Below are 26,871 nucleotides of genomic sequence, written 5' to 3' on the forward strand. Positions count from 1 at the left end.
CCGGCGCACACATACACTTCGGCGCCAGATATTTCGTTGACGAATACTTTGATGCCAAAATAGATTTCCTCGCATGCCGCACCCCTTGCGCACGCGCGCCTTCCGCCTGCTCTTCATCGGACGCACCCTCTCCCTCCTCGGCGACGCCGCCATCCCCACCGCCCTTTCCCTCGCCGTCTACCTGGCCACCGGCTCGACCGCCGCCCTCGCCCTGGTGCTGGCGTGCGCGATGGTGCCCAAGCTGCTCCTGCTGCCGCTCGGCGGCGTCATGGGCGACCGCTTCAACGCCCGCACGGTGGCGCTCACCACCGATCTCGTCCGGTGCGCCGCCCAGCTCTTCGTCGGCGTGGAGCTGCTCAGCGGGGAACCACGGCTCTGGCAGATCGCGGTCGCCGAGGTGATCGGGGGCGCGGCCGGCGCCTTCGCGATGCCGACCGCGTCGCCGCTGATCCGCGGCACGGTGGAAGCCTCGGGCCTGCTGCGCGCCAACTCCCTGATGGCGGTCGCCACCAGCGCTACCCGGCTCGGCGGCCCGGCCGTGGCCGGAACGCTGATCCTCACCGCCGGCCCCGGCTGGGCATTCGTGCTGGACAGTGCGAGCTTCGCGGTGAGCGCCGCACTCCTGTCCGCCATCAAGGTCCGGCATGTGCCCATACCGCGCCGCTCGATGCTCGCCGACCTCAAGGAGGGCTGGGGCGAGGTCCGCGGCCGCGACTGGTACTGGACGAGCCTGATCGCCCACTCCGTGTGGAACGGTGCGGCGGCCGTCCTGATGACCCTCGGGCCGGCGCTCGCCATCGAGGACATGGGCGGCAAGAGCACCTGGATCGCCCTGCTCCAGACCGGCGCGGTCGGCCTCCTCCTCGGCTCACTGCTGGCCGGGCGCGCCCGCCCGCGCCGCCCGGTCCTGGCCGCCAACCTCGGCCTCGCCACGTACGCACTCCCCCTCGGCCTCCTCGCGGCCGGCGCCCCCGCCCCGGTGACCATCGCCGGGTACGGCATCGCGCTGGCGGGACTCGGCTTCCTCGGCCCGGTCTGGGAGACCTCGGTCCAGTCCGCGGTACCCGCCCACGCGCTGGCCCGCGTGACCTCGTACGACTGGCTGCTCTCCCTCGGCGCGATGCCACTGGGCTATGCCCTGGCCCCGGTCGCCGCCACGGCCTGGGGTCCCGAAGTCCCGCTCGCCGTCGCTGCCGTGGCGGTCGGTGCGGCCTGTCTCGCGACGGCGGCGGTGCCGGGCGTACGACGCTTCAGAGCCCCTGCGACCGCGGCCGCGGAGGCCGGCGACAAGCGCCCCGGAGTACCCGCCTGAACCTGTTCACATACAGGTCCAGTCGCGGCGTACGTGATGGCGGCGCCCACGGTCCCGGGGACGGAGCATGCCGGATCCCCGGCACGGAGGACCAGGGCCGACAGCTACCCTCGGGACTGTGGTGAAGGAAGCGAAGGACGCGAAGGAAGCCAAGGCTCCCAAGAGCGAGCAGACCCGCACACTCATTCTCGAAACGGCGCTCCGGCTCTTCGAGGAACGCGGCTACGACAAGACGACGATGCGGGCCATCGCGCAGGAGGCCGGGGTCTCCGTCGGCAACGCCTACTACTACTTCACGGGGAAAGACGCTCTCGTCCAGAGCTTCTACGACCGGCTCGCCGCAGAGCACGAAGCGGCGGTGAAGCCGGTCCTGGAAGGCGACAAGGACCTGGCCGTGCGGATCCGCGGGGTACTGCTCAGCTGGCTCGACGTGGCCGAGCCGTACCACCGCTTCGCCGCCCAGTTCTTCAAGAACGCCGCCGATCCGGAAAGCCCGCTCTCCCCGTTCTCCGAGGAGTCGGTCGCGGCCCGGGAAGCGGCGATCTCCATTCATGAACGGTGCCTGCGCGGCTCCAGCACCAAGACCGACCCCGAAATGACCGACGTACTGCCGCAGTTGATGTGGCTGATACAGATGGGTCTGGTGCTGTTCTGGGTGTACGACCGGACGGAGGGTGCCGAGCGCAGCCGCCGCCTCGTCGAACGCACCGCACCGATCGGTGCCCGGGCGATCACGCTCTCCCGGTTCCGGGTGCTGCGACCGCTCGTACGGCAGATCCACGACGTACTGGCGGACTTCCTGCCCGGGTCGGCGAATCAGCCGGCCAACGGGCGGCCGGGCCGGGAGAAAGCGTAAGAGCCGGGGCCGGCCGGAGACCTCGCACACGCTGTGCGGCAGTCTCCGGCCGGCCCCGGCCCTTAGCGGATCCGAAACACGCCCTAGATCCAGTTGAGTTCCCACAGCCGCCAGATGCCCGTGCCGTCCGACAGGTACTGCGAGCCGGAGACATCGGTCTTGCTGAGGACGTAGTCCTTCTTCTGCCACAGCGGCACGAGCGGCACGTCCTCGCCGACCAGCGCCTGGAGGTCCTTGAAGTCCTTAGCGGTACGGCTCCGGTCGCTGTACTGCAGCGTGGCCGAGATCAGGTCGTCCATCTTCTTGCTGGTGTAGCCGTTGTGAAGGCTGCTGTCGCGGCCGACGAGCGGCTGGCTGAAAGTGTCGGGGTCCGGGTAGTCGGGCAGCCATCCGACGGTGTACGCGTCGTACTTGCCGGCCGCGTACCCCTTCTGGAAGTCCTGCCAGTCCACGGCCTTGACCGAGACCTTGAACAGCCCGTCCGCCTCCAGCTGGCGGCGGAGCTCGGCGGTCTCCTTGGTGTACGCGTCGTCGGCGCGGTAGGCGAAGGTGATGTGCAGCGGGGTCTGCACGCCCGCCTCCTGCATCAGCCGCCTGGCGCGCGCCGGGTCGGGCGCCGGGTAGGCGTCGAAGAACGGCGTGCTGTGCCCGATGTAGCCCTGCGGGATCAGCGAGTAGAGCGGCTCGACGGTGCTCTTGTAGACATCTGCCACCAGCGGCCCGCGGTCGATGATGGACGCGATGGCCTGCCGGACCCTCTTGTCGGCGAGCGGGGACCCGGCGCGCACGTTGAAGACCAGGTTGCGGATCTCGGCGCTCTCCGCCTCGGTGATGCGCACGTCGGGGTCGCTGGGGTTCAGCCCGGCGAGCGTGGACGGCGGCAGCTGTCGGTGCGTCACCTGGACCTGTCCGGAGTTCCAGGCCGACAGGAGCTCGTCCGACTGCTTGTAGTACCGGACGGTGACGGGGACGCCGGTCTTCTCCAGCGCGCCCTTGTAGCGGGTGTTCGGGACCAGCTCCGCCTCGACGCCCGGCTTGTACGACTTCAGGACGTACGGCCCCGAGCCGTCGACCTTGGTTCCGGAACGGAGCTTGTCCGCCGGGTACTGCTCGCGGTCGACGATCGAACCGGCTCCGGTGGCGAGCTTCTGCGGGAAGGTCGCGTCACGCGAGGAGAGGTTGAAGGTGATCGTGCGGCCCTCGGACACCACGCTCTTCAGACTGGGGAACAGGACCGACGGGCCGACGTCCGTCTTGATCTTGATCATGCGCTTGATGGAGTACTCGACATCGGCGGCGGTCATCTTCCGGCCGCTGGCGAAGGTCAGGTCGTCGCGCAGTTTGCACTGGTACGTCTGGAGCTTCTGGCCGATGAACCCGCAGCTCTGCGCGGCGTCCGGTTCCGGAACGATCGCCCCGGACTTGAACGTCATGAGGGACTGGTAGACGTTGCTGTACATCGCCCAGGAACCGGCGTCGTACGCACCGGCCGGATCGAGGGACGTCACCTCGTCCGTCGTCCCGACCATGATCGGGTCGGTCTTCACCTCGTTCGAGGGAAGCAACTGCCAGGCGACCACGCCTGCGATGACCAAAACCGCGAGAATCGCGAGAATCCGTAGCCGGATCGACCGCATTGCCGTGCTCTCCCTTAACAGCCCCACCTGGGCAGATGTGCTCAGAAACGCACATCACCGTGCTCATGGCCAGCCAATCACACGATTTTCACATCTGGAAGAGGAAATCTGTATCTCATAGCCCTTTGTTCGACAGTTGAAACCTCAGTTGAGCCGAACGTCTGAAAGCTGTGGAGACACCGTGCAGTTGAGTCGTCCCTTTTATGTCGTTACGCCTGACGGGACGCCAGGTGGACGACGGTGATGTCGGAGGGGGCACCGACCCGCACCGGCGGACCCCAGGCACCCGCGCCACGAGAGACGTACAACTGAGTGTCGCCGTAGCGCTCCAGGCCGGCGACCGTGGGGTTGGCCAGTCCGGCGACGTAGTTGCCCGGCCAGAGCTGGCCGCCATGGGTGTGACCCGAAAGCTGGAGATCCACGCCGTACGCAACCGCGTCGTCGATCACGACGGGCTGATGCGCGAGGAGGACGGAGGCGCGGGTCCGGTCCCGGTCGCCCAGGGCGCGCTCGAAATCGGGGCCCTGCCCTTCGCTCTCACCGGCGACGTCATTGACCCCGGCAAGATCGAAACCGTCGATCTCGACTCGGGCGTTCTCCAGTGGGTGCAGCCCCAATTCCCTTACATGATGGACCCATTGGGCCGCACCGGAGAAATACTCATGGTTGCCGGTGACGAAGAACGCGCCATGGCGGGCCTCCAGCCGGGCAAGCGGTTCGGCGGCCGGACCGAGGTCGGCGACGGAGCCGTCGACGAGGTCCCCGACGACGGCGATCAGATCGGGCTGGGTCCGGTTGACCGTGTCGACGATCCGCTGGGTGTGGGCGCGGCCCAGAATCGGGCCGAGGTGGATGTCGCTGACGACAGCGATCCGGAAGCCGTGCGCGGCGCGGGGCAGTTTGGCGAGCGGGACGGTGACCTGCTTGACGCGCGGACCGCGCAGCACGCCGTAGGTGCCGTAGCCGACGGTGCCGAGCCCGGCGACGGCGGCCGCGCCCCCGACGGCGCGCGCGACGAAGAGGCGGCGGGAGGGGTCGGCGGGGGCGTCGGCGACGAGGGTGGCAGGGGTTCCGCTCGCGGTTGCACGGGCCGGGGACTCCTCCGCCACGGCCACTTCGACCTGAGATGAAATGGTTTCGGCCGAATCGTTCTCGGCAGCCGTCCCGCCGCCCGCCCGGAGCGCGAGGACCCGCCGTAGAACAAGCCGTACCGCCTCGCCCATCAGCAGAGCCAGGGTCAGGTACAGCAGCGCCGCCAGCCACAGATAGCCCGGCCAGGCCAGCACCTGCTGCAGCCAGAACGGGGCGCCCGCCCGCCCGGAGACCAGGGCGCCGACGCTCAGCAGCGGCAGCAGCCAGACCGTCGCCGTGCCCACCCGGCGCAGCGTGCCGCCCGGGGCCGTCGTGTCGGCGACGAAGCGGCGCCACACGTAGCGGTGCACGCCGACGAGCAGCGCGAGGACCGCCAGCGCCACCGGAACGAAGACCACTGCCACGTGCACTCCCCCACCCAGGTGCGGCTCTCGGTACGCCTGCGCCTTGTGCGCCGACGCTTCGTACGCCTATGTCCGGTCGCCGCTCGGCCGGTTATGACCGTTCGCGGCGAAGCGCCCTGAGTCCGCGGAACCCGATCACACCGACCGCCGTCCCCAGGAGAAAGGACGTGATGGCGAGCAGCAGATGCACCCAGAAGTACGCAGTCGGGTCACCCGCGTCGTCGAAGGCAAGTCCGCTGCCGTCTTTCCATAGATTCTTGGCGAAAGTGACCCAAATGACCCAGCTCCACACCCCGAAGGCGAGCAGGAACCAGGAAACGGGGCGGCTGAGCTTCATGGATCCAGTATCGCCGCCACGTTCCGGACGGAGCGCCCGGGGTGGGCTGTCCCAGCGTCGCGGACGGCTGGTCAGCAGGTCCGCAACGCTCCTCACATCATCAGCCTGTACGTTTCCGAACGTGCCCGCTCTGAAAAAGACCGCCCTGACGGTCACCTCCGCCGCTCTGCTGTCCACTCTTGTCATCAGTCCCGCGTCAGCGGTCGACAAGAACACCGCCGACGACCCGAAGCCGACCGCCCCCATGTCGAACGTCGGCGGCGCGAAGCTCGGCCGGGTCGGCACCCAGGTCGAACTCGGTCCCGGCGCCCCGGTGCTGCCGAAGGACCTCACCGGGCGGTCCTGGATCGTCGCGGACGCGGAGAGCGGTGAGGTGCTCGCCTCGCACAACCCGCACTGGCGGCTGCCCCCCGCGTCCACCCTGAAGATGCTGTTCGCCGACACGGTCATGGGCTCGCCCGAACTGCAGCCGAAGACCCTGCAGCACAAGGTGACGGACAAGGAACTCGCCGGTGTCGGCGAGGGCAGCAGCCTGGTCGGCGTCAAGCCGCACCTGACCTACACGGTCCACGACCTGTGGCTCGGCGTCTTCCTGCGGTCCGGCAACGACGCGGTCCATGTGCTGTCCGCGATGTACGGAGGCGTGCCGAGGACCGTCGCCGCCATGCAGGCGCACGCCGAAGAGCTGCAGGCCCTCGACACGAACGTCGTGTCTCCCGACGGTTACGACGCACCCGAACAGGTCTCCAGCGCGTACGACCTCACCCTGTTCGCCCGCAGCGGGCTGCAGAAGCAGGACTTCCGCGAGTACTGCTCGACGGCCACGGCCAAATTCCCCGGGGAGAAGAAGAAGGGGAAGAAGCGCGGGACCTTCGAGATCCAGAACACCAACCGGCTGCTCACCGGCGCCGGCGGCGTCGAGCCGTACAAGGGCATCGCCGGCGTCAAGAACGGCTACACCACGCATGCGGGCAACACCTTCACGGGCGTCGCCGAGCGCAACGGGAAGGTGCTGCTCGTCACCGTCATGAACCCGTCGTCGAAGGAGCCACACGCCGTCTACAAGGAGGCCGCGAGCCTGCTCGACTGGGGCTTCGACGCGGCCGGCAAGGTGACCCCGGTCGGCGAACTGGTCCCCCCGAAGTCCGCGCGGACGGGCACCGGGAAGAGCGCGGAGCCGGCCGACGGCGACGCCGCGGGCGCCTCCGGCTCGGAGAACGACGATGCGGGCAAGCACAGTCAGGCCGCCAAGGGCTCCAGCGGGGCCGGGGTCGCACTGGGGATCGCCGGCGGGGCACTGGTTCTGCTGGCCGGCGGCGTGTTCCTGGTCAACCGGCGCTGGCCGCTGCCGGACCTGGTGCGCCGCCGTCCTCGCCACTGACGTCCGCGACGCCCTCCCTGATGTCCTTGCTGCTCCGCGTCGCCGTCCAGGCGGCGCAGAACAGCAGCAGCTTCGCCGTGAAGTTGATCCACAGCAGGAGGGCGATCGGCACACCGAAGGCGCCGTACATGCTCTTCGACGCGACACGCTGCATATAGCTGCCGAGCAGCAGCTTGAGGAGTTCGAAGCCGATCGCGCCGATCACCGCCGCTGTCAGCAGCCTGCGCCGGGGCGGCTTCACGCCCGGCAGCAGTGTCAGCAGATAGAGCAGCAGCAGGAAGTCGGCCACGGCCGCCACGAGCAGGGCCGCGGTCTGCAGCAGCACTCCGCCCGCGCCACGGTCGGGAATGCCCGCCAGGCCGGCGGTCCAGCCGACCGCGGTGGTGCCCGCCGTGGAAGCGGCGAGGGTGACGAGCGCGGCTCCGCCGAGGCCGATCAGCAGCCCGGCGTCCTTGAGCTTACGGACGACCGGATTGCCCTGGTCCACATCGTCCTTCCCCCAGACCGCGCGCAGGCAGCCCCGCATGGCACCGATCCAGCCGACGCCGGTGAAGAGCAGCACCGCTGCGGCGACCAGCCCGACCGTGCCCGCATTGTCCACCAGATTGCTGATGCCCAGCTGGTCGGAAATGCCCGGCACCTGGTCGGCGATCGTCTTCTCGATGTTGTGCAGCTGCTCGTCGGAGAGCAGCGCGGCGCCGATCGCCGCGCCGACCGCGATCAGCGGGAAGAGCGCCAGGAAGCTGATGAAGGTGATCGCGGCGGCGAGCCTGGTCCAGTGGACCATGTCCAGCCGTTCGTACGCGCGCCAGGCGTGCGTCATCATCAGCCGGGCGACAAGTGGCCCGATGACGGGGAGATTCTTCAGCCAGTCCATGACGTGCGCATACCCTCCTGGGCACGGAATCCGGTGTACGGGCCGCCGCTTCCCGGCGCCGCGGACAAGGGCGAGGGCCGCGCCCCGGCTGGCGGACGAAGCCGAAGCGAACTCTTCTGGTCAGTAAAGGAATTCACTCGTCATTGATGAGCAAAACTCATTCAATCGCCCATTTCGGTGAGTCCTGTAACAAATCCATCAAAGGCGTTTTCTCGGGCGATACGGTCACCACCATGTCTGTCGACACCGTCTCCCTGACCGGCTGGGGCCGTACCGCCCCGACGACCGCCCTGCGGTTCCGTCCCCGTACGTACGAGGAGGCGGCGGACGCGGTGCGCGGCTGCGGACCCCGTGGTTCCATCGCGCGCGGTCTGGGCCGGGCGTACGGCGACGCGGCACAGAACGCGGGCGGCTCCGTCCTCGACATGACCGCGCTGAACCGGATCCGCACCATCGACGCCGCCACCGGTCGGGTGGTGTGCGACGCGGGCGTGAGCCTGCACCGGCTGATGGAAGTACTGCTGCCGCTCGGCTGGTTCGTGCCGGTGACTCCCGGGACCCGTTACGTCACCGTGGGCGGGGCGATCGGCGCCGACATCCACGGCAGGAACCAGCACGTCTCCGGCTCCTTCTCCCGCCACGTACAGGACATGGAACTGCTGACCGCCGACGGCGGGATCCGTACGGTCCGGCCCGGAACCGCTCTCTTCGACGCGACCGCGGGCGGCATGGGACTGACCGGGGTGATCCTCTCGGCCACGCTCCGGTTCCAGCCCGTCGCGACGTCACTGATGTCGGTCACCACCGAACGGGCTGTCGATCTGGACGACCTGATGGCCCGGCTCACTGCCTCCGACCACCGCTACGGCTACTCGGCCGCCTGGATCGACCTCCTCGCCCGAGGCAGGGCGACCGGGCGTTCCGTGCTCACCCGAGGGGAGCACGCGCCCCTGCACGTGCTCCCGGCGCGCGCCCGGCGCACACCGCTCGCGTTCCGCCCCGGACAGCTGCCCGTCGTGCCCGCGTTCGTACCGGACGGACTGCTCGGACGCACCTCTGTCGCCCTCTTCAACGAGCTCCGGTACCGCAGAGCCCCCACGTACCGCATCGGCGAACTCCAGAAGCTGGCCACGTTCTTCCACCCGCTGGACGGCGTGCCGCACTGGAACCGGTTGTACGGCCGCAGCGGCTTCGTGCAGTACCAGTTCGTCGTCGGATACGGGCAGGAGGAGGCGCTGCGCCGGATCGTGCGCCGGATCTCGCGGCGGCGCTGCCCGTCGTTCCTGGCCGTGCTCAAACGGTTCGGGAACGGCGATCCGGGCTGGCTGTCGTTCCCGATGCCCGGCTGGACGCTCGCCCTCGATCTGCCCGCCACGCTGCCGGACCTGGCCCGCTTCCTCGACGAGCTGGACGAGGAGGTCGCGACGGCCGGTGGCCGCGTCTACCTGGCGAAGGATTCCCGGCTGCGCCCCGAGACGCTGGCCGCGATGTATCCGCGGCTGCCCGAGTTCCGGGCGCTGCGCGCCGAACTGGACCCGGACGGGGCGTTCCGTTCGGACCTCTCCCGCCGCCTCGGCCTCTGAGCCCGCGCACTGCCCGCTCCCTCTCCCCCGCTAGGAGTGTTTCCGTGAAGGACGCCTTCGGTGCCCCGCAGTCCCTGCTCGTCCTCGGTGGAACATCGGCGATCGGGCTCGCCACCGCGCGTCGGCTGATCGCCCGCCGTACCCGCACGGTCTGGCTGGCCGGACGCCCCTCCCCCGCCCTGGAATCGGCCGCGGCCGAACTGCGGGAACTGGGCGCGTACGTCCGTACCGTCGCCTTCGATGCCCTCGACTCCGAGTCCCACGAGACCGTTCTCGGCAAGATCTTCACCGAGGGCGACATCGACATGGTGCTGCTCGCGTTCGGCATCCTCGGTGACCAGGGACGCGACGAGGAGGAACCGCTCTCCGCGGTCCGGGTCGCCCAGACCAACTACACCGGCGCCGTCTCCGCCGGACTGGTGTGCGCCGGCGCACTCCAGGCGCAGGGGCACGGATCGCTGGTGGTCCTGTCCTCGGTGGCGGGTGAGCGTGCCCGGCGCGCCGACTTCATCTACGGGTCGAGCAAGGCGGGCCTGGACGCGTTCGCCCAGGGGCTGGGGGACGCGCTGCACGGCACGGGGGTGCATGTGATGGTCGTACGCCCCGGCTTCGTCCGGTCGAAGATGACGGCGGGGATGCCGGAGGCACCGCTCGCGACGACCCCGGACGCGGTCGCGGCGGCGATCGTGACGGGACTGCGGCGGCGCTCGGAGACGGTGTGGGTGCCGGGGGCGCTGCGGGTGGTGATGTCGGCGCTGCGGCACGTGCCGCGGCCGCTCTTCCGGCGCCTGCCGGTCTGAGCGCGGCGCTTACGGTCTCAGGGCTGCAGGGACGGTTCGTCCACGGAGCTGCCGCCCTGCGCGGGCACGGCGGGCGCGCCGCTGTCGGCCCCGAACGGGAACTCGTTGATCTTGCGCCAGACGGCGTCCGGGCCCTGTTCGTACAGCGCGAAGGAATCGCAGGTCCAGGACGCCTCGTAGTCGGCGAGCTCCTCGTACGCCCGGTCCATCGCCTGCTCCGGGATGTCGTGCGCCACGGTCACATGCGGGTGGTACGGGAACTGCAGCTCGCGCGTCAGCGGACCGGACGCGTCCCGCACCCGCTTCTGCAGCCAGGAGCAGGCAGACGCGCCCTCGACGACCTGGACGAAGACCACCGGCGACAGGGGGCGGAAGGTCCCCGTGCCGGACAGCCGCATCGGGAAGGGGCGGCCGCCTCTCGCGATCTCGGCGAGATGCCGCTCGATCGCGGGCAGGTCGGCCGCCTCCGCCTCGGTCGGCGGGAGAAGTGTGACGTGGGTGGGAATGCCGAATGCGGCAGGGTCCCCGAAGCTCGCGCGCCGCTCCTGGAGCAGGCTGCCGTAGGGCTCCGGGACCGCGATCGAAACGCCGAGCGTAACGGTCCCCACGTCGTTCTCCTCACTCTTCGAAGTCGGTGACCGGCGTGCCGCCGGTCACCGCGGTCGATGGCTGGTTTCAGGCCGTCACCGGGGTTGGTCTCCTGTCGCCAGTGTGCCCAGTGTGCAGCCTGGAGCCGTCATCTCGCCAGGGTCCTCGGACTCAGTGCTTCGCGGGCAGAAAGCCCATCCGGTCATACGTCCGGGCCAGGGTCTCGGCGGCTACCGCCCGGGCCTTTTCCGCGCCCTTGGCCAGGATCGAGTCCAGCGTCTCGGGGTCGTCGAGATATTCCTCCGTACGGGTCCGGAAAGGTGTGACGAACTCGACCATGACCTCTGCGAGGTCGGTCTTCAACGCACCGTAACCCTTGCCCTCGTACTTCTGTTCGAGGTCCGCGATACCCGTGCCGGTGAGGGTGGAGTAGATGGTCAGGAGGTTGCTGACACCTGGCTTGTTCTCGACGTCGTACCGGATGACCGTGTCGGTGTCGGTGACCGCGCTCTTGACCTTCTTGGCCGTGGTCTTCGGCTCGTCGAGCAGGTTGATCAGGCCCTTCGGCGTGGACGCCGACTTGCTCATCTTGATCGACGGGTCCTGCAGGTCGTAGATCTTCGCCGTCTCCTTGAGGATGTACGGCGCCGGGATGGTGAACGTGTCGCCGAACCGGCCGTTGAAACGCTCGGCGAGGTCACGGGTGAGCTCGATGTGCTGGCGCTGGTCCTCGCCGACCGGGACCTGGTGGGCCTGGTAGAGCAGGATGTCCGCGACCTGGAGGACCGGGTACGTGAAGAGGCCGACGGTCGCCCGGTCGGCGCCCTGCTTGGCGGACTTGTCCTTGAACTGCGTCATCCGGGAGGCCTCGCCGAAACCGGTGAGGCAGTTCATGACCCAGCCGAGCTGGGCGTGCTCCGGGACATGACTCTGGACGAAGAGCGTGCAGCGCTCGGGGTCGAGACCGGCGGCCAGCAGCTGGGCGGCGGCGAGCCGGGTGTTCGCACGCAGCTCCACAGGATCCTGCGGAACGGTGATCGCGTGCAGGTCCACCACCATGTAGAAGGCGTCGTGGGACTCCTGCAGCGCCACCCACTGGCGGACCGCACCGAGGTAGTTGCCGAGGTGGAACGAGCCTGCGGTGGGCTGGATTCCAGAGAGCACGCGGGGGCGTTCAGAGGCCATGGGACTCATTGTCTCAGGTACGGAACCAATCTCCAGCAGCCGGTGCATGAAAGGTGCGAGGACGCAGGAGGGGGCCTTGCAGAGGGGCCGGGAGGGGGGCCGCGCCGTCGAGGACGGGGGTGCGGACCGCGCTCTCGGGCGTGCCGGAGGGCAGGCTGAGGGGCGGGCCGAACAGCGGACCGGGACTCGTGCCGCGGGGCCGGAAGAGGCGCCGGCAGCGGACGAGGACGCGGTGATCGCTCGTGTGCGCGCCGGAGAGGCGGAGGCATACGCGCAGCCGGTACGCGCCCACACGGGCGCCGTGCTGCGAGCCGCGGTCGCCTTCGGGGCGGGGGCGAAGCGGAGGATGTGGTGCAGTCCGCGTTCTTCAAGGCGTATCAGTCGCTCGGCCGGTTCCGGGAGGGCGCGGCATTCCGGCCGTGGCTGCTGCGGATCTTCATGAATGAGACGAGGAACACACTCCGGTCGGCAGGTCGGGCGCGTGCGGTAACCGGGAGAGCGGCCCCCCGCCGAGAGCTCCTGGACCTCTGACTGCGCAAACGCATGGGCGCGCCATGGATTGAAGGTTTCCTCCCCGAGGATCCGACCGACGATACAAAGTGGGCGTTACTCCAGCCCGACGCCGCACGACGAACGGAGATCCCGTGTCGACCACGGAAAATGCCATCGCCTCCGCCGAGGCGCACAGCGCGCACAACTACCATCCGCTTCCGGTCGTCGTCGCCTCGGCGGACGGCGCCTGGATGACCGACGTCGAGGGACGGCGGTATCTCGACATGCTCGCGGGCTATTCGGCGCTCAACTTCGGCCATGGCAACCGGCGTCTGATCGAGGCCGCCAAGGCGCAGCTGGACCGGGTGACCCTGACCTCGCGCGCCTTCCACCACGACCGGTTCGCCGATTTCTGCACGCAGCTCGCCGAGTTGTGCGGCATGGAGATGGTGCTGCCGATGAACACGGGGGCGGAGGCCGTGGAGACGGCGGTGAAGACCGCCCGCAAGTGGGGCTACCAGGTCAAGGACATCCCGGACGGCATGGCGAAGATCATCGTCGCCGCGAACAACTTCCACGGCCGGACGACGACCATCATCAGCTTCTCCACGGACCAGGAGGCTCGGACGGACTTCGGCCCGTACACACCGGGGTTCGAGATCGTTCCGTACGGGGACCTCACCGCGCTCCGTGCGGCGATGACCGAGAACACCGTGGCGGTGCTGATGGAGCCGATCCAGGGCGAGGCCGGGGTGCTGGTGCCGCCGCCCGGCTATCTCCCCGGGGTGCGCGAGCTCACCCGTGAGCGGAATGTGCTGTTCATCGCGGACGAGATCCAGTCGGGTCTGGGCCGGACGGGCAAGACCTTCGCCTGTGAGCACGAGGGTGTCGTGCCGGACATGTACGTGCTCGGCAAGGCGCTGGGCGGCGGCGTGGTCCCGGTGTCGGCCGTCGTCTCGTCGGCCGAGGTACTGGGGGTCTACCGGCCCGGTGAGCACGGTTCGACGTTCGGTGGGAATCCGCTCGCCTGCGCGGTCGCACTGGAAGTCATCGCGATGCTGCGTACCGGCGAATTCCAGCAACGGGCCACGGAGTTGGGCGCCCACCTCCATCAGGAGCTGGGGCTGCTCGTGGGCGGCGGCGCCGTGGAGGCGGTGCGGGGGCGCGGGCTGTGGGCGGGCGTGGACATCGTCCCGAGCCGCGGCACGGGCCGGGAGATCTCCGAGAAGCTGATGGACCGCAGGGTACTGGTCAAGGACACCCACGGTTCGACGATCCGGATCGCCCCGCCCCTGGTGATCAGCAAGGAGGACCTGGACTGGGGCCTGGAGCAACTCCGGGAGGTACTGCGCGGCTGACGGCGCGTGTCGCCCACAGCCGGTGCTCGGAGCAAGCCCGGTCGGCGGCCGCACCGGGAGGGGCGCCGGTGCGTTTTTCGCAACGCAGCGAGCGATGGGGTCTCCCCTGCTCGAGCGAAGCCGAGAGCTCGGGGAAGTGCCGGACGCCGCCTGGCAGGCGGGACTTTCGCCCTAGAGGATGACGTGGGGCAGGAAGCGGGCGTACTCGTCCGTGACCAGCCCCGCCGATTCCCGGATGCCGAGACCCGCCGCCTCGTCCTCGACGACCCAGGCACCGAGCACCACCCGATTGCCGTCGAAGTCCGGCAGAGGCGCCAACTCCTGGTAGCAGCACGGCTCGTCCCGTGTCACCACGGGGCTTCCCGGTTCATGGACCGTGACACCGGCGCCCTCACGGCCGAGCAACGGCTTGGCGACGTAGCCACGGACGCCCTTCCCGTCCGCGGCCAGTTCGCGGGGGCCGTCCAGATAGGAGGGCAGCAGATTCGGGTGGCCCGGAAAGAGCTCCCAGAGGACGGCCAGCAGCGCCTTGTTGGAGAGGAGCATCTTCCAGGCGGGCTCGATCCAGCAGGTGGTGCCGGTTCCGCCCCCGTTGTCGAGGGTGTCCAGGACATGCGGGCCGAAGCGGTCGGTCGCCAGCCACTCCCACGGGTACAGCTTGAAGCAGCTGCGGATGAAGCGGAGCCGATCGTCGACGAACCGCCCGGTCAGCCGGTCCCAGCCGATCTGTTCGACGGAGAGTGCCTCGGTGTCGATCCCGGCCTGCTCGGCGGTCTCGCGCAGATACGCGACCGTCATCAGGTCCTCGCCCAGCTCGTCTCCTTCGGAGTGGGCGAAGTGCAGCGGCCCCGGCGGCAGCAGTACGGCCTGCCGCTTCCATGCGGCGACGAGTCGCTCATGAAGAGAGTTCCACTGGTCGGCGTCCGGGAAGCGGTCCTCCATCCAGAACCACTGGGCGCCGGCTGCCTCCACGAGTGAGGTGGGGGTGTCGGCGTTGTACTCCAGCATCTTCGCCGGGCCGGTCCCGTCGTAGCGCAGGTCGAACCGGCCGTAGAGGGAAGGCAGTTCGGCGCGGCGTTGCCACGATTCGGCGATCAGGGCGACCAGTCGGCGGTCGGTGATGCCGAGCTCGGCGAAGCGGTCCCGGTCGACGATGTGCGCGGCCGCGGCCAGACACATGGTGTGCAGTTCCTCGACGACCTCCTCCAGCGCCTCGACCTCGGGCAGCGAGAAGACGTAGTAGGCACTCTCGTCCCAGTACGGGCGCAGGGATCCGTCCGGGTAGCGGGTCAGCGGGTAGACAATCCCCTGCTCTTCGACCGTCTCCTGCCAGCCGGGGCGGGGTTGCGCGGTGCGGCGTTCCATGACCGGTCAGCCACCGCTCGTGCCGGAGCAGCCGAAGCCGCCGCGGTCGACGGCGGACTTGTCGAAACTGCCGCCCTGCACGGTGCCGCCCTTGGAGGTGCCGCCGTAGTAGTAGTCGCCCTTGCCGTTGCTGTTCTTGCACTCGTAGCTCGGCAGCTTGGAGTGGGTGACCGGGTCCGCGCACCGTTTGTCCGGCTCCGCACCACAGGACGTGATCGCCGCCGCGAGAACGCCCATGGAACCGAGCACCACTGTGCTCGACCTCAACCTGCGCTTGGCCATTTTTCGGTCTCCCCCGTCGTCCGGTTCACACCACAGGAACGTTTGTCAGATTAGAGGGCTGCCGCATACGGCCGGAACCCGGTTCCGGGACCGCCCACGTAGAGTCCCCCATGTGCTCCTTGGGATGATCTGCGCGCTCGGCTCCGCGGTCTGCTTCGGCACGGCCTCCGTCCTCCAGGCCGTAGCCGCGCGGGCGGCCGTCAGGCCGGGGTCCGGTGCAGGGGTCGATCCGGCGCTGTTGCTGCGCGCCGCGCGGGAGTGGCGTTACATGGCCGGGCTAGCCCTCGACGGCTGTGGTTTCGTCCTCCAGATCATCGCCCTGCGCTCCCTGCCCATCTACGCGGTGGGCGCCGCCCTCGCCGCAAGTCTCGCGGTGACGGCCGTGGTCGCCGCGCGCCTGCTGCACGCGCGGCTGAGCCGTACCGAGTGGGCCGCCGTCGGCGTGGTTTGCGCGGGTCTCGCCATGCTGGCCCTCGCCGCCGGCGGCGAGGGCGGCCGGACCGGCTCGACCGCCCTGCGCTGGTCGATGCTCGGTATCGCCCTGGGTGTCCTGGTGATCGGCACGGCGGCCGGACGGCTGCCGGAGAAGTCGCGCGCACTGGTGCTGGGGCTGGGGGCGGGGTGCGGTTTCGGGGTGGTCGAGGTCGCTGTGCGGCTGATCGACGACGTCTCGCCGTCGGCACTGGTCGCCAACCCGGCGACGTATGCGCTGCTGTTGGGCGGAGGTGCGGCGTTCCTGCTGCTCACGTCCGCGCTGCAGCGGGGCTCGGTGACGACGGCGACGGCCGGCATGGTGATCGGCGAGACCATCGGCCCGGCACTGGTGGGCGTCGTCTGGCTCGGGGACCGTACGCAGGAGGGTCTCGGCTGGCTGGCGGTCACCGGGTTCGCGGTGGCGGTGGCGGGCGCGCTGGCGCTGACCCGGTTCGGCGAGGCTCCGGCGGACATCACCGAGCCGGACGTCCCGGGCGTGCCGTAGCGCGTATTACGCCGGTGCGGTCCTTCCGCACCCCCTACGGGAGCACCCGGCAGAGCGCCTCCAGGGTTCCCGCCCAGGCGCTGTCGGTCGGCGCCCCGTAGCTGATGACCAGGGCGTCGCTGCCCGCCTCCGCGTCCGTGTGCCGGAAGCGGGCCAGGCCCTCCAGTGCCAGGCCCTGCCAGGCGGCTGCCTGGATCACCGCTCGCTCGGTGCCCTCCGGGAGTTCGACCACGGCGTGCAGACCCGCGGCGATCCCGCTGACCCGGAGCGCGGGAGCACGTTCGGCGAGCGCGGCGACGAGCTGGTCGCGGCGGCGCCGGTAGCGCAGCCGCATGGAGCGCACATGGCGATCGTAGGCGCCGGACTCGATGAACTCCGCGAGCGTCAGCTGGTCGAGCGTGCTCGACACCCAGTCGACCTGGCCCTTGGCCTCGGCCACCGCCCCCGCCAGCCCCTGTGGCAGCACCATCCAGGCCAGCCGCAGCCCGGGCGCCAGGGACTTGCTGGACGTCCCCAGGTAGACGACCCGTTCCGGGTCGAGGCCCTGGAGGGCGCCGACCGGCTGCCGGTCGTAGCGGAACTCCCCGTCGTAGTCGTCCTCCAGGATCAGCCCGCCCGTGCCTCGCGCCCAGTCGACCGCCGCGGCCCGCCGGTCCGGATGGAGCGGGACCCCCGTGGGGAACTGGTGCGCGGGCGTCATCAGGACCGCGCCCACCCCGCGCATCCCGGCCAGTTCCCCGGTCCGGGAGCCGAGTCCGTCGAGCGGCAGGCAGGGGGTGCGCAGTCCGGCATCAGCGAGCAGCTGCCAGTGCATGTCCAGTCCGTACGACTCGACGGCCACCTCGCGCACCCGCCGCTGCCGCAGCACCTTCCCCATCAGCATCAGGCCGTGGACGAAGCCGGAACAGATCACGATCCGCTCCGGGTCGGCGTACACTCCGCGCGCCCGCGCCAGATAGCCGGCCAGTACGGTGCGCAGCTCGATGCGTCCGCGCGGGTCGCCGTATCCGAAGGCGTCGTTGGGCGCGGCGGTCAGGGCGCGCCGGGCCGCCTTGAGCCAGTCGGAGCGCGGGAACGTGGAGAGGTCCGGCGAGCCGGGCATCAGGCTGTACACGGGCCGTCGGCGCACCGGGCCGGATCGCGGCACCGTCGTGGCCACCGGGCGCGGTTCGGCCCGCTGTGCGACCCTCGTACCGGAGCCCTGCCGGGCGGTGAGCCACCCCTCGGCGACCAGTTCGGCGTAGGCGTCGGCGACGGTGTTCCGGGCGATACCCAGGTCCGCGGCGAGCGTCCGGGAGGACGGCAGCCGGGTACCGGGTGCCAGCCGCCCGGTCCGTACGGCCTCTCGCAGCGCGTCCATCAGCCCGGCCCGCAGTCCTGCCGCACCGGTCGGGTCGATGTGCAGGTCGGCTCCGAAAGTGGCCCAGGAATCGGTCATGAAAATGGACCATACCCGTGCGCCATCCACCCCGTAGCGTCGTATCCATGACCACGAACGAGCACTCCCACCCGAACTCCGGCCACGCCCCCGAGCGCAGCGCCCGCCTGCACTGGGCCCAGCTCGCCCCCGATGTCTACAAGGCCATGGTCCGGCTGGACGTCGCGTCCCGTAAGGGACTCGACCCGGTCCTCATCGAACTGGTGAAGGTCCGCGCCTCGCAGCTGAACCACTGTGCGTTCTGCCTCGACATGCACACCAAGGACGCGCTCGCAGCGGGCGAGTCCGTCGAACGGATCATTCAGCTCAGTGCATGGGAGGAGTCGCAGCACTTCTACACGGAGAAGGAGATCGCGGCGATCGAGCTGACGGAGGCCGTGACGGTCCTGACCGACGGTTTCGTGCCGGACGAGGTGTACGAGAAGGCCGCGAAGCACTTCGAGGAGACCGAGCTCGCCCAGCTGATCGCCGCCATCACGGTGATCAACGCCTGGAACCGGTTCGGTGTGACCACCCGGATGGTCCCGGGCCACTACACCCCGGGCGACATCAAGCACTGACCCTGATCCGGCGGATCCGGTCCGGGCGGCGCCCCGGACCGCTTGCCCACCCCACCCCAGGAGCCCCGCGATGACCGTGTCCGTTCTCCGCGCCCTGCACCACGGCCGCACCCCCGGCGACCCGCTGGTCCTCCCCGGCCCGTGGGACGCCGCGAGCGCCCGTGTCTTCGCCGACGCGGGCTTCCCGGCGCTGGCCACCCCGAGCGCCGGGGTTGCTGCCTCGCTCGGGTACGAGGACGGGGCGACGCCCGCCGCCGAGATGTTCGCGGCCGTCGCCCGGATCGTGCGCGCCGTCCCCGTACCCGTGTCGGCGGACATCGAGGCCGGTTACGGGCTGCCGCCGAAGGAGCTCGTGGAGCGTCTTCTGGCCACCGGCGCGGTCGGCTGCAATCTGGAGGACTCGGTGGACGGCGTTCTCCTCGACCCGCAGCGGCAGGCGGACCGGCTGGCCGAAGTGCGGGCGGTGGCGGGCGAGGACCTCTTCGTCAACGCCCGCGTCGATACGTTCGTACGCGGCGTCCCGGACGGCACGGACCAGGAGGCGGAGACGATCGCCCGGGCCCGGCTGTACGCGGCGGCCGGCGCGGACTGCATCTACCCGATCGCCGCGCCGCCCGAGTTCCTTCCCCGCCTGGCCGCCGCCGTCGCGGCCCCGCTCAACGCACTGGCGCTGCCGGCCGGCCCGACCCCGCGCCGGCTCGGCGAGCTGGGCGCCACGCGCATCACCTTCGGCCCCGGCCTGCAACGCCGGGCCATGGCAGCCGTGCGGGAGATGGCCGACCGGCTGCACGCCGGCTAGGGCGTGTATTCGAAAGTAGCGTCGTGCGCCCGCAGCCCGGCAGACGGGGCGGGGCACGCACGGGTCCGCATACGCGGCCGCCCCCGGCAGCAACGGCTGCCGGGGGCGGTGAGGTACGCGAAGGGCGTACGGACCGGACCGGGAACGACCGGATCCGGCGGTCAGATCAGGCCGAGCTCGCGGACGGCGTCGCGCTCCTCGGTGAGCTCCTGCACGGACGCGTCGATGCGCGCACGGGAGAACTCGTTGATGTCCAGGCCCTGGACGATCTCGTACTTGCCGTCCTTCGTGGTGACCGGGAAGGACGAGATGAGGCCCTCCGGCACACCGTAGGAGCCGTCCGACGGGATACCCATCGAGGTCCAGTCGCCGGCAGCGGTGCCGTTGACCCAGGTGTACACGTGGTCGATGGCGGCGTTGGCGGCCGAGGCGGCCGAGGACGCGCCACGGGCCTCGATGATCGCGGCGCCGCGCTTGGCGACGGTCGGGATGAAGGTGTCGGCCAGCCACGCCTCGTCGTTGACGATCTCGGCGGCGTTCTTGCCGACGATCTCCGCGTGGAAGATGTCCGGGTACTGGGTCGCCGAGTGGTTGCCCCAGATCGTCAGCTTCTTGATGTCGGAGACGGCGGCACCGGTCTTGGCGGCCAGCTGCGAGATCGCGCGGTTGTGGTCCAGGCGGGTCATCGCGGTGAAGCGCTCGGCCGGCACGTCCGGGGCGGCAGCCTGCGCGATGAGCGCGTTGGTGTTGGCCGGGTTGCCGACGACGAGGACCTTGATGTCGTCCGCGGCGTTGTCGTTGATGGCCTTGCCCTGCGGCTTGAAGATGCCGCCGTTGGCGGAGAGCAGGTCGCCGCGCTCCATGCCCTTCGTGCGCGGGCGGGCGCCGACGAGCAGGGCGACGTTCGCACCGGCGAAGCCGACGTTGGCGTCGTCCGTGATCTCGATGTTGCGCAGCAGCGGGAAGGCGCAGTCGTCGAGCTCCATGGCGGTACCCTCGGCGGCCTTCAGCCCCTGCGGGATCTCCAGGAGGCGCAGGTTGACCGGCACGTCCGGGCCGAGCAGGTGGCCGGAGGCGATGCGGAAGAGCAGCGCGTAGCCGATCTGGCCGGCTGCGCCGGTCACGGTGACATTCACGGGAGTGCGGGTCATGGCGATCTCCGTTAGACAGCTGGCGGTGGGGGTCCCTGCCCCTGGTGCTGGATATCCCCTGAATCTTGATGTGAAGAGATATCCAGCGTTCAGGCTATCCGACCCGGGACCTCCCGGCCGCCCGGCCCCCTGTGGCACCGCACACAGCCGGTCACTCACTGTTCACCGCGCCCCGTCCGTTCTCACTCGTCGGCAGCAGTGGTGCACTCCTTCGTACCGGAGGCGAGGGTCGCGCACGCCTTGGCGTCGGCGGCCTTCTCCACTGCGACCATGGGGGTGTACGCGTCCGCACCCGCGTCCACCGCGCCGTCCTGCCCTGCGGCGCCGCCCGCGGTGATCCGTACCGTGCCCCCCCCGGACGGCATCGGTGATGCGGGCCCACGCCGCGCCACACGTCCTGCTGTACCGCACCTCGACGAGACTTCCGCCGATCGTGGCACTGGAGACCGTGCGCGCGGACCGGCCGTCGCACCCCATGCCCTCCGGGTCCTGTCCCGTGCAGTCGGCGCCGCTGCATGCGGCCCCGGCGGGCCGTGCGGACGCACCGGTCGCCGGTGATGCGGACGACGGGGTGGCCGCGGCCTTCCCGCCCTTGTCGTCGCCGCCCGGGCGGGTCAGGAGTACCGCCGCGGCCAGCACCAGCAGTGCGCCCACCACACCGGTGAGCACCAGGATCAGCCTGCGGCGGCCGGCCTGCTCCCGCCGGACGCCGTCGGGCCGCGGCGGCCGGTCCTCCGGCTGCGGCGCCCGGGGTGCGTTCCCACGCTGGATCGGTACGGATGGCAGGTGCCCTCCGCCGCCCGCACCCGCGCCTTCGCCCATGTCCACGGAAGTGCCGGTGGTCCGGCCGCCGAAGCGGCGGCTCCTGTCGTCACCCGAAGGGTTCGGCCCGAACTCGCCGAGCGCCGCGCGCGCCTGCGCGACCCGGATGCCTTCCATCGTCAGGTCGTGGCGCATCTCGGAGCGGCTCCAGGCCCGCTCCGCCAACTCCCACATGGTGGCCAGATGCGCCTGGTCGGCGCCCGTGACCTCGGCCAGAACGACGATCGCGCCCTTGGGGGCGAGCAACCGCCCGTTCAGGTAGCGCTCCCACGACGTCTTGCTGTAACCCGTGCGGTCGGCCACCGCTGCGACACTCAGCCCGCGGCGGTCAATAAGCCTGCGCAGCTGGCCCGCAAACTCCCTCACCTGCGGATCGAGTTCATCCGGTAATGCCTTCCAACGAGGCATTTTCCCCCTCCGTTCCCCCGAACGTGCTTGGCGTGCCCCGCTCTTCCGTCGCCCTGTCGCTCCCCTGCCCCGATACGGCGGTCCACCACTGCTGACTACCCAGAAGGATGCCCGGAGGCAGGCTGCCGATTGCGGGAGAGATGGCGCACGGTGGCGTTCGGGGATCGGCGCGCACCTCGCGCGCCCCTTTCCGTGGCGCTCCACCGCGCCGGACCGCCACCGTCGCGCAACGATCACGCCGTGGCGGAATGGTCACTTCCGTGCCACAGGCCCCTGGCATCCCTTGATCCCTGACACCCCGTCGACAAAGCTGACGTCAGGTCGGGGCAAGGCCGCTCAAGTCGCCACGTTCCGGGGCAACCGCGCCCCGGTGGGCTCCGGCCTCGGGTGTCCGTCCCTCCTCGGGGGAGGGGACGGACACCACAGATCGGCGTGCGGGCAGTCGGCGCGAGGCCGTCAGAGCCACGCGATCTCCTTCTGCAGGTTCACGTCGAGCACGTCCAGGAACTCCTCCGTGGTCAGCCACGGGGCGTCCGCGGAGATCAGCCGCGCCAGATCCTTGGTCATCCGACCGCCTTCCACGGTCTCGACGCAGACCCGCTCCAGCGCTTCGGCGAACGCGACCACCTCCGGTGTGCCGTCCAGCCTGCCGCGGTGGGCGAGTCCGCGGGTCCAGGCGAAGATCGACGCGATCGGGTTGGTCGACGTCGCCTCGCCGCGCTGGTGCCGGCGGTAGTGACGGGTGACCGAGCCGTGCGCGGCCTCCGCCTCGACGGTCCTGCCGTCGGCGGAGGTCAGGACCGAGGTCATCAGGCCGAGCGAGCCGAAACCCTGCGCGACGACGTCGGACTGGACGTCGCCGTCGTAGTTCTTGCAGGCCCAGACGTAGCCGCCCTCCCACTTGAGCGCCGAGGCGACCATGTCATCGATCAGGCGGTGCTCGTAGGTGAGACCCGCCTTCGCGAAGTCCGTGCGGAACTCGGTGTCGAAGACCTCCTGGAAGATGTCCTTGAAGCGGCCGTCGTACGTCTTGAGGACGGTGTTCTTCGTCGACATGTACACGGGGTAGGCGCGCGCGAGTCCGTAGCGGAACGAGGCACGCGCGAAGTCGCGGATCGCCTCGTCGTGGTTGTACATCGACAGCGCGACACCGGCACCCGGGTACTCGTGGACCTCGACCTCGACGGGATCGGAGCCGTCCTTCGGCGTGTAGGTCATGGTGAGGGTCCCCGGGCCGGGGATGTTCAGTTCGGTGGCGTGGTACTGGTCGCCGAAGGCGTGCCGTCCGACGACAACGGGCTTGGTCCAGCCCCGCACGAGCCGCGGCACGTTCTGCATGATGACCGGCTCACGGAAGACGACGCCGCCGAGGATGTTGCGGATGGTGGCGTTCGGCGAGCGGTACATCGCCTTGAGCCCGAACTCCTCGACCCGCTCCCTGTCCGGCGTGATCGTGGCGCACTTGATGCCGACGCCGTACTTCTTGATGGCGTGGGCGGCGTCGACCGTCACCCGGTCGTCGGTGGCGTCCCGGTTCTCCATGCCCAGGTCGAAGTACTTCAGCTCGATATCGAGGTACGGCAGGATCAGCCTGTCCTTGATGAAGGACCAGATGATGCGGGTCATCTCGTCGCCGTCGAGCTCGACGACGGGGCTGGCTACCTTGATCTTGGCCATGGAGCGGACACATCCCTCTCACGCTTCGGCTGCAGATTTATCTCGATGCCAAGATACTCGATATCGAGATATGCGATGGCGGTTTTCTTCCCCTGCACAGAACTGCGGCCCCCTCGCACCTGTCGGGTGCGAGGGGGCCGCAGCGGGGCCGCACGGGCGGCGGTGTCAGCGGATCGTGAACCGGACCGCGTTCTCCAGGAAGGGGAGGTCGAGCCATGGCTTGGGCTGCGCCACGAGTGCGAGCATCACGATCAGGACGCCCAGGAGTCCGTACGTCACCAGGTCGGTGAAGCGGGAACGGACCGCGAGCATGCCCACCGAGGGGACGACGCAGCGCAGCACGGCGCCCCCGATGAGGGCCGCGCCGATCAGTATCGTGCCGATCCGGAAGGCCTCCGCGAAGGGGTTCAGGACGACGATCAGCAGTCCGATCCCGGCCGTGCAGAGCACGGACAGCAGCGGCCACTGACGGGCCGGGGCGGGCGCGTCCCCCGACGCGGCCCGGCCACCGCCCTCGGGGCGGGCGGTGTCCCGGGTGAACGACGGGAACCGCCGCGATCCGCGCGGGCCGCCACCGGGGGCGGAGACGGTGTCGTCCGGGCCCCGGTCCGAGCCGCTGTCGCCGGAGCCCTCGCCCTCGGCTCCGCTGTCCGGCTCGCGGCTGTCGGAGCCGCGCGCAGCGCCGCTGGAGTCGCCGCCCGCGCCGGCCTGCGCGCCGCGTGCCACGTCGTCCCGCGAACCTGCGGCCGAGCCCGCATCGGAGCCGGAAGCCGAGCCCGCGTCCGCGCCGGAACCGCCCTCCGGCCCGGTTCCCGAGTCGCCGCCCCGCCGCGCGTCCGCACCCCGGACCGGCCGGGCACCGTCGTCCGCTGCCGCCCCGCCGGAAACCTCCACCGCCGTCACCTCCTCATCCGGCGGCGCCGGAATCGCCCGGTCCGCCGCGGCGGCCGGATCGGCCGGACTCGTACCAGCACCCATGGGGGTTCCCTCCGGATCAGGTCAGCCGGCGGAGCCGGAAGACGCGGCGGCCGCGTCGCGCTCGGCCGCCTCGACCACGTTGACGAGCAGCTGGGCGCGGGTCATCGGGCCCACACCGCCCGGGTTCGGCGAGATCCACGCGGCGACCTCTGCCACACCGGGGTGCACATCGCCGACGATCTTGCCGTGCTCGTCCCGGCTGACGCCGACGTCGAGCACGGCAGCGCCCGGCTTCACGTCCTCGGGCTTGATGATGTGCGGGACACCCGCGGCGGCGACGATGATGTCGGCCTGCTTGAGCTGGGCGGCGAGGTCACGCGTACCGGTGTGGCACTGGGTGACGGTGGCGTTCTCGGACTTACGGGTCAGCAGCAGCGGGATCGAGCGGCCGATGGTGACACCGCGGCCGACGACCACGACGTGCGCCCCGTTGATCTCCACACCGTGGTGGCGGAGCAGCTGGACGACGCCCTGCGGGGTGCACGGCAGCGGACCCGTCTCGTTCAGGACGAGGCGGCCGAGGTTCATCGGGTGCAGACCGTCGGCGTCCTTGGCCGGATCCATCAGTTCCAGGACCCGGTTGGTGTCGATGCCCTTGGGAAGGGGAAGCTGCACGATGTAACCCGTGCAGTCGGGGTTCGCGTTGAGCTCCCGTACGACGTCCTCGATCTCCTCCTGGGTGGCGGTGCCGGGGAGTTCGCGCTGGATGGAGCCGATGCCGACCTGCGCGCAGTCGCGGTGCTTTCCGTTCACGTACCAGCGGCTGCCCGGGTCGTCCCCGACGAGCAGGGTTCCCAGGCCAGGGGTGATGCCCTGCGCCTTGAGGGCCGCCACGCGGGCGGTCAGGTCGGACTTGATCGCGGCTGCAGTGGCCTTGCCATCGAGAATCTGGGCAGTCATGATGCCCATCCTCGCGGATGACCCCGCCCGCATACCAATTCTGGGTGTCGCCGGTTGCCATCAGGTTGCGCTTGCACAACACATACGGCTATTGGCTGGACAAAAAGCCGATGTCAAGACCACGATGAGCCGCGCAGCACCGCGGACAGTGTCGGGGGGACAGGCCGTTCTGATTGTGCACCGTTCCTCCGCGCGGACCGCGTCGTCCCCGCACATTTCTCAACGGAGGAAATTCGCCATGAGCTTCGGCGACCCGAACAACCCCTATGGCCAGCAGCAGGGCGGGCAGCCGGGCTACGGCTACCCCCAGCAGGCCCCGCAGGGCGTGCCGCAGCAGGGCGGCTATCCCGCAGCCCCGCCGGTCCAGGGCGGCTATGGCTTCCCTGGTGTGCCCACCGAGATGCCGGGCGGCGTGAAGGCGGCCCGGGTCATGCTCTACGTGATCACTGGCCTGCAGGTCATCGGCGCGGTCATCTTCGCGATCGCCGCTGCGGCCGTGAATGCCGCCAAGAACGACGCGACGCTCAAGGACGACGTTCAGTTCCAGCAGCTTGCCGACTTCTCCGGCGCTGCCCTGTGGGGCATCGTGGCCTTCGCAGTGCTGTGGGGCGTCCTTGCCGTGTTCCTGGCCGTGAAGTTCGGCAAGGGGACCAACGGCATCCGCATCACGGCGATCGTCTTCGGTGCGATCACCGCGATTCTCGGTATCTACCCGTTCGTCGTCTTCGGTCTCGTCCACACGGTTCTCGCCGTGCTGATCATCGTCTTCGTCGCGAGGGCCGACGGCAGCGCCTGGTTCAACCGCCAGCAGCAGCCGCAGTACTGATCCGGCCGCGGGCCTGCCGGCCCGCCGTCGCAGTACCGCGGGCAGTGCAGGGGGGACAGGCCGTTCTGATTGTGCACCGTTCCTCCGCGCGGACCGCGTCGTCCCCGCACATTTCTCAACGGAGGAAATTCGCCATGAGCTTCGGCGACCCGAACAACCCCTATGGCCAGCAGCAGGGCGGGCAGCCGGGCTACGGCTACCCCCAGCAGGCCCCGCAGGGCGTGCCGCAGCAGGGTTACGGCTACCCGCAGGCCCCGCCCGTTCAGCCCGGTTACGGCTTCCCGGGCGCACCGGTCGAGATGCCGGGAGGTGTGAAGGCGGCACGGGTGATGCTGTGGGTGGTTGCCGCCTTCCAGATCATCGCCGCCATCATCGCCTTCGCGGGCATGGGCGCCGTCTCCGACGCGGTCGACAGCGCCGGCACCACGGCAGACACCCAGACGATCGAGAACTTCGGCAAGGGCATCCTGGCGTTCATCGGCGTGCTCGCCCTGATCTTCGCCGGGCTCTCCGTCGCACTGGCGCTCAAGATGAAGACCGGCGGCAACGCCACCCGCGTCTGCGCCATCGTCTACGGCGCGTTCATCTGCTTCGGTGGCATCTTCCAGCTGCCGCTGGGCATCGTCACCATCGCGCTCGGCGTTCTGATCATCGTCTTCGTGGCGAAGTCGGACGGCGCCGCCTGGTTCCAGCGCCCGCGCGCCTGAGCCGAGCGACCGCCGCGGTCGACTCAGCACAAAGCCGCAGAAATGGCCGAAGGCCGTAACCCGTGCGGGTTACGGCC

Annotated in this window: 25 protein-coding genes and 1 pseudogene; 12 read left to right on the forward strand and 14 right to left on the reverse strand. The window is 70.0% G+C overall.

Annotated elements, in window-relative coordinates; all coding sequences use genetic code 11:
- The first annotated feature begins 73 nt into the window (after positions 1-73).
- Entirely contained in the window at positions 74-1,312 is a 1,239-nt protein-coding gene (locus ACNPQM_RS15860; RefSeq protein WP_418084480.1) for an MFS transporter, read from the forward strand.
- Positions 1,313-1,430: 118 nt separating this feature from the next.
- Positions 1,431-2,168 (forward strand): TetR family transcriptional regulator, encoded by a 738-nt coding sequence (locus tag ACNPQM_RS15865; RefSeq protein ID WP_418084481.1) that lies wholly within the window; start codon positions 1,431-1,433, stop codon positions 2,166-2,168.
- Positions 2,169-2,251: 83 nt separating this feature from the next.
- Here the strand turns inward: ACNPQM_RS15865 and ACNPQM_RS15870 are convergent, their stop codons facing one another.
- From ACNPQM_RS15870 to ACNPQM_RS15880, 3 genes are all read right to left on the reverse strand, one after another.
- Positions 2,252-3,805, reverse strand: coding sequence for an ABC transporter substrate-binding protein (locus ACNPQM_RS15870; RefSeq protein WP_418084482.1), 1,554 nt, complete (start codon positions 3,803-3,805; stop codon positions 2,252-2,254).
- Positions 3,806-4,014: 209 nt separating this feature from the next.
- Positions 4,015-5,295, reverse strand: a complete 1,281-nt coding sequence (locus ACNPQM_RS15875; RefSeq protein WP_418084505.1) for a metallophosphoesterase — start codon at positions 5,293-5,295, stop codon at positions 4,015-4,017.
- 97 nt (positions 5,296-5,392) lie between these two features.
- Entirely contained in the window at positions 5,393-5,638 is a 246-nt protein-coding gene (locus tag ACNPQM_RS15880; RefSeq protein WP_037688258.1) for an SCO4848 family membrane protein, read from the reverse strand.
- Here ACNPQM_RS15880 and ACNPQM_RS15885 point away from each other — a divergent pair.
- The gene (locus ACNPQM_RS15885) at positions 5,577-7,019 is read left to right on the forward strand and encodes a D-alanyl-D-alanine carboxypeptidase (RefSeq protein WP_418084483.1); all 1,443 of its coding nucleotides are present in this window, start codon (positions 5,577-5,579) and stop codon (positions 7,017-7,019) included. The genes ACNPQM_RS15880 and ACNPQM_RS15885 overlap by 62 nt on opposite strands.
- Here ACNPQM_RS15885 and ACNPQM_RS15890 read toward each other — a convergent pair.
- Entirely contained in the window at positions 6,967-7,896 is a 930-nt protein-coding gene (locus ACNPQM_RS15890; RefSeq protein ID WP_418084484.1) for a YihY/virulence factor BrkB family protein, read from the reverse strand. The two genes, ACNPQM_RS15885 and ACNPQM_RS15890, sit on opposite strands and share 53 nt — an antisense overlap.
- A gap of 233 nt (positions 7,897-8,129) precedes the next feature.
- Here ACNPQM_RS15890 and ACNPQM_RS15895 point away from each other — a divergent pair, with 233 nt between their 5' ends.
- Positions 8,130-9,479, forward strand: a complete 1,350-nt coding sequence (locus ACNPQM_RS15895; protein WP_418084485.1) for an FAD-binding protein — start codon at positions 8,130-8,132, stop codon at positions 9,477-9,479.
- A gap of 44 nt (positions 9,480-9,523) precedes the next feature.
- Positions 9,524-10,279: a decaprenylphospho-beta-D-erythro-pentofuranosid-2-ulose 2-reductase gene (locus ACNPQM_RS15900; RefSeq protein WP_358859628.1), complete on the forward strand. Its 756-nt coding sequence runs from the start codon at positions 9,524-9,526 to the stop codon at positions 10,277-10,279.
- 17 nt (positions 10,280-10,296) lie between these two features.
- On the opposite strand, the gene ACNPQM_RS15905 is transcribed toward ACNPQM_RS15900, so the two are convergent.
- Positions 10,297-10,887, reverse strand: coding sequence for a 2'-5' RNA ligase family protein (locus tag ACNPQM_RS15905; RefSeq protein WP_358859629.1), 591 nt, complete (start codon positions 10,885-10,887; stop codon positions 10,297-10,299).
- Positions 10,888-11,038: 151 nt separating this feature from the next.
- Positions 11,039-12,052, reverse strand: coding sequence for a tryptophan--tRNA ligase (trpS, locus tag ACNPQM_RS15910; protein WP_358859630.1), 1,014 nt, complete (start codon positions 12,050-12,052; stop codon positions 11,039-11,041).
- Here trpS and ACNPQM_RS15915 point away from each other — a divergent pair.
- Positions 12,051-12,556: pseudogene (locus tag ACNPQM_RS15915) on the forward strand (RNA polymerase sigma factor); the annotation flags it as partial. The gene trpS and the pseudogene ACNPQM_RS15915 sit on opposite strands and share 2 nt — an antisense overlap.
- A gap of 140 nt (positions 12,557-12,696) precedes the next feature.
- Positions 12,697-13,902, forward strand: coding sequence for an ornithine--oxo-acid transaminase (rocD, locus tag ACNPQM_RS15920; RefSeq protein WP_418084486.1), 1,206 nt, complete (start codon positions 12,697-12,699; stop codon positions 13,900-13,902).
- Positions 13,903-14,073: 171 nt separating this feature from the next.
- Here the strand turns inward: rocD and ACNPQM_RS15925 are convergent, their stop codons facing one another.
- Both ACNPQM_RS15925 and ACNPQM_RS15930 read right to left on the reverse strand, forming a co-directional pair.
- Entirely contained in the window at positions 14,074-15,267 is a 1,194-nt protein-coding gene (locus ACNPQM_RS15925; protein WP_418084487.1) for a glutathionylspermidine synthase family protein, read from the reverse strand.
- A gap of 6 nt (positions 15,268-15,273) precedes the next feature.
- Positions 15,274-15,549 (reverse strand): hypothetical protein, encoded by a 276-nt coding sequence (locus ACNPQM_RS15930; RefSeq protein WP_418084488.1) that lies wholly within the window; start codon positions 15,547-15,549, stop codon positions 15,274-15,276.
- A gap of 124 nt (positions 15,550-15,673) precedes the next feature.
- Between ACNPQM_RS15930 and ACNPQM_RS15935 the strand changes: the two genes are divergently transcribed.
- Positions 15,674-16,528 carry a hypothetical protein gene (locus ACNPQM_RS15935; protein ID WP_418084506.1) on the forward strand — a complete coding sequence of 285 codons (855 nt, stop codon included), beginning with the start codon at positions 15,674-15,676 and terminating at the stop codon, positions 16,526-16,528.
- 34 nt (positions 16,529-16,562) lie between these two features.
- On the opposite strand, the gene ACNPQM_RS15940 is transcribed toward ACNPQM_RS15935, so the two are convergent.
- Entirely contained in the window at positions 16,563-17,966 is a 1,404-nt protein-coding gene (locus tag ACNPQM_RS15940) for a PLP-dependent aminotransferase family protein (protein WP_418084489.1), read from the reverse strand.
- A gap of 47 nt (positions 17,967-18,013) precedes the next feature.
- On the opposite strand from ACNPQM_RS15940, the gene ACNPQM_RS15945 reads away from it, so the two are divergent.
- Both ACNPQM_RS15945 and ACNPQM_RS15950 read left to right on the forward strand, forming a co-directional pair.
- Complete coding sequence (locus ACNPQM_RS15945) at positions 18,014-18,526, forward strand: carboxymuconolactone decarboxylase family protein (protein ID WP_418084490.1); 513 nt, start codon at positions 18,014-18,016, stop codon at positions 18,524-18,526.
- A 70-nt stretch (positions 18,527-18,596) separates the two neighbouring features.
- The gene (locus ACNPQM_RS15950; RefSeq protein WP_418084491.1) at positions 18,597-19,325 is read left to right on the forward strand and encodes an isocitrate lyase/PEP mutase family protein; all 729 of its coding nucleotides are present in this window, start codon (positions 18,597-18,599) and stop codon (positions 19,323-19,325) included.
- Positions 19,326-19,486: 161 nt separating this feature from the next.
- Here ACNPQM_RS15950 and ACNPQM_RS15955 read toward each other — a convergent pair whose 3' ends face one another.
- From ACNPQM_RS15955 to ACNPQM_RS15975, 5 genes are all read right to left on the reverse strand, one after another.
- On the reverse strand, positions 19,487-20,476 hold the full coding sequence (locus ACNPQM_RS15955; protein ID WP_418084492.1) for a malate dehydrogenase: 990 nt from the start codon (positions 20,474-20,476) through the stop codon (positions 19,487-19,489).
- Between the two features lie 162 nt (positions 20,477-20,638).
- Positions 20,639-21,706 (reverse strand): helix-turn-helix domain-containing protein, encoded by a 1,068-nt coding sequence (locus tag ACNPQM_RS15960; protein ID WP_418084493.1) that lies wholly within the window; start codon positions 21,704-21,706, stop codon positions 20,639-20,641.
- Positions 21,707-22,162: 456 nt separating this feature from the next.
- A complete protein-coding gene (locus ACNPQM_RS15965; protein WP_418084494.1) occupies positions 22,163-23,383 on the reverse strand; it encodes an NADP-dependent isocitrate dehydrogenase in 1,221 nt (406 codons plus the stop codon).
- Positions 23,384-23,548: 165 nt separating this feature from the next.
- Positions 23,549-24,361: a DUF3017 domain-containing protein gene (locus tag ACNPQM_RS15970; protein ID WP_418084495.1), complete on the reverse strand. Its 813-nt coding sequence runs from the start codon at positions 24,359-24,361 to the stop codon at positions 23,549-23,551.
- Positions 24,362-24,382: 21 nt separating this feature from the next.
- Complete coding sequence (locus tag ACNPQM_RS15975) at positions 24,383-25,261, reverse strand: bifunctional methylenetetrahydrofolate dehydrogenase/methenyltetrahydrofolate cyclohydrolase (RefSeq protein ID WP_358863144.1); 879 nt, start codon at positions 25,259-25,261, stop codon at positions 24,383-24,385.
- A 238-nt stretch (positions 25,262-25,499) separates the two neighbouring features.
- On the opposite strand from ACNPQM_RS15975, the gene ACNPQM_RS15980 reads away from it, so the two are divergent.
- Positions 25,500-26,087, forward strand: a complete 588-nt coding sequence (locus ACNPQM_RS15980; protein WP_418084496.1) for a hypothetical protein — start codon at positions 25,500-25,502, stop codon at positions 26,085-26,087.
- Between the two features lie 134 nt (positions 26,088-26,221).
- Positions 26,222-26,794 (forward strand): hypothetical protein, encoded by a 573-nt coding sequence (locus tag ACNPQM_RS15985; RefSeq protein WP_418084497.1) that lies wholly within the window; start codon positions 26,222-26,224, stop codon positions 26,792-26,794.
- Positions 26,795-26,871 lie beyond the last annotated feature (77 nt).

This window comes from Streptomyces sp. NPDC056231 (assembly GCF_048270745.1).
In the GTDB taxonomy this organism is placed as follows: Bacteria; Actinomycetota; Actinomycetes; order Streptomycetales; family Streptomycetaceae; genus Streptomyces.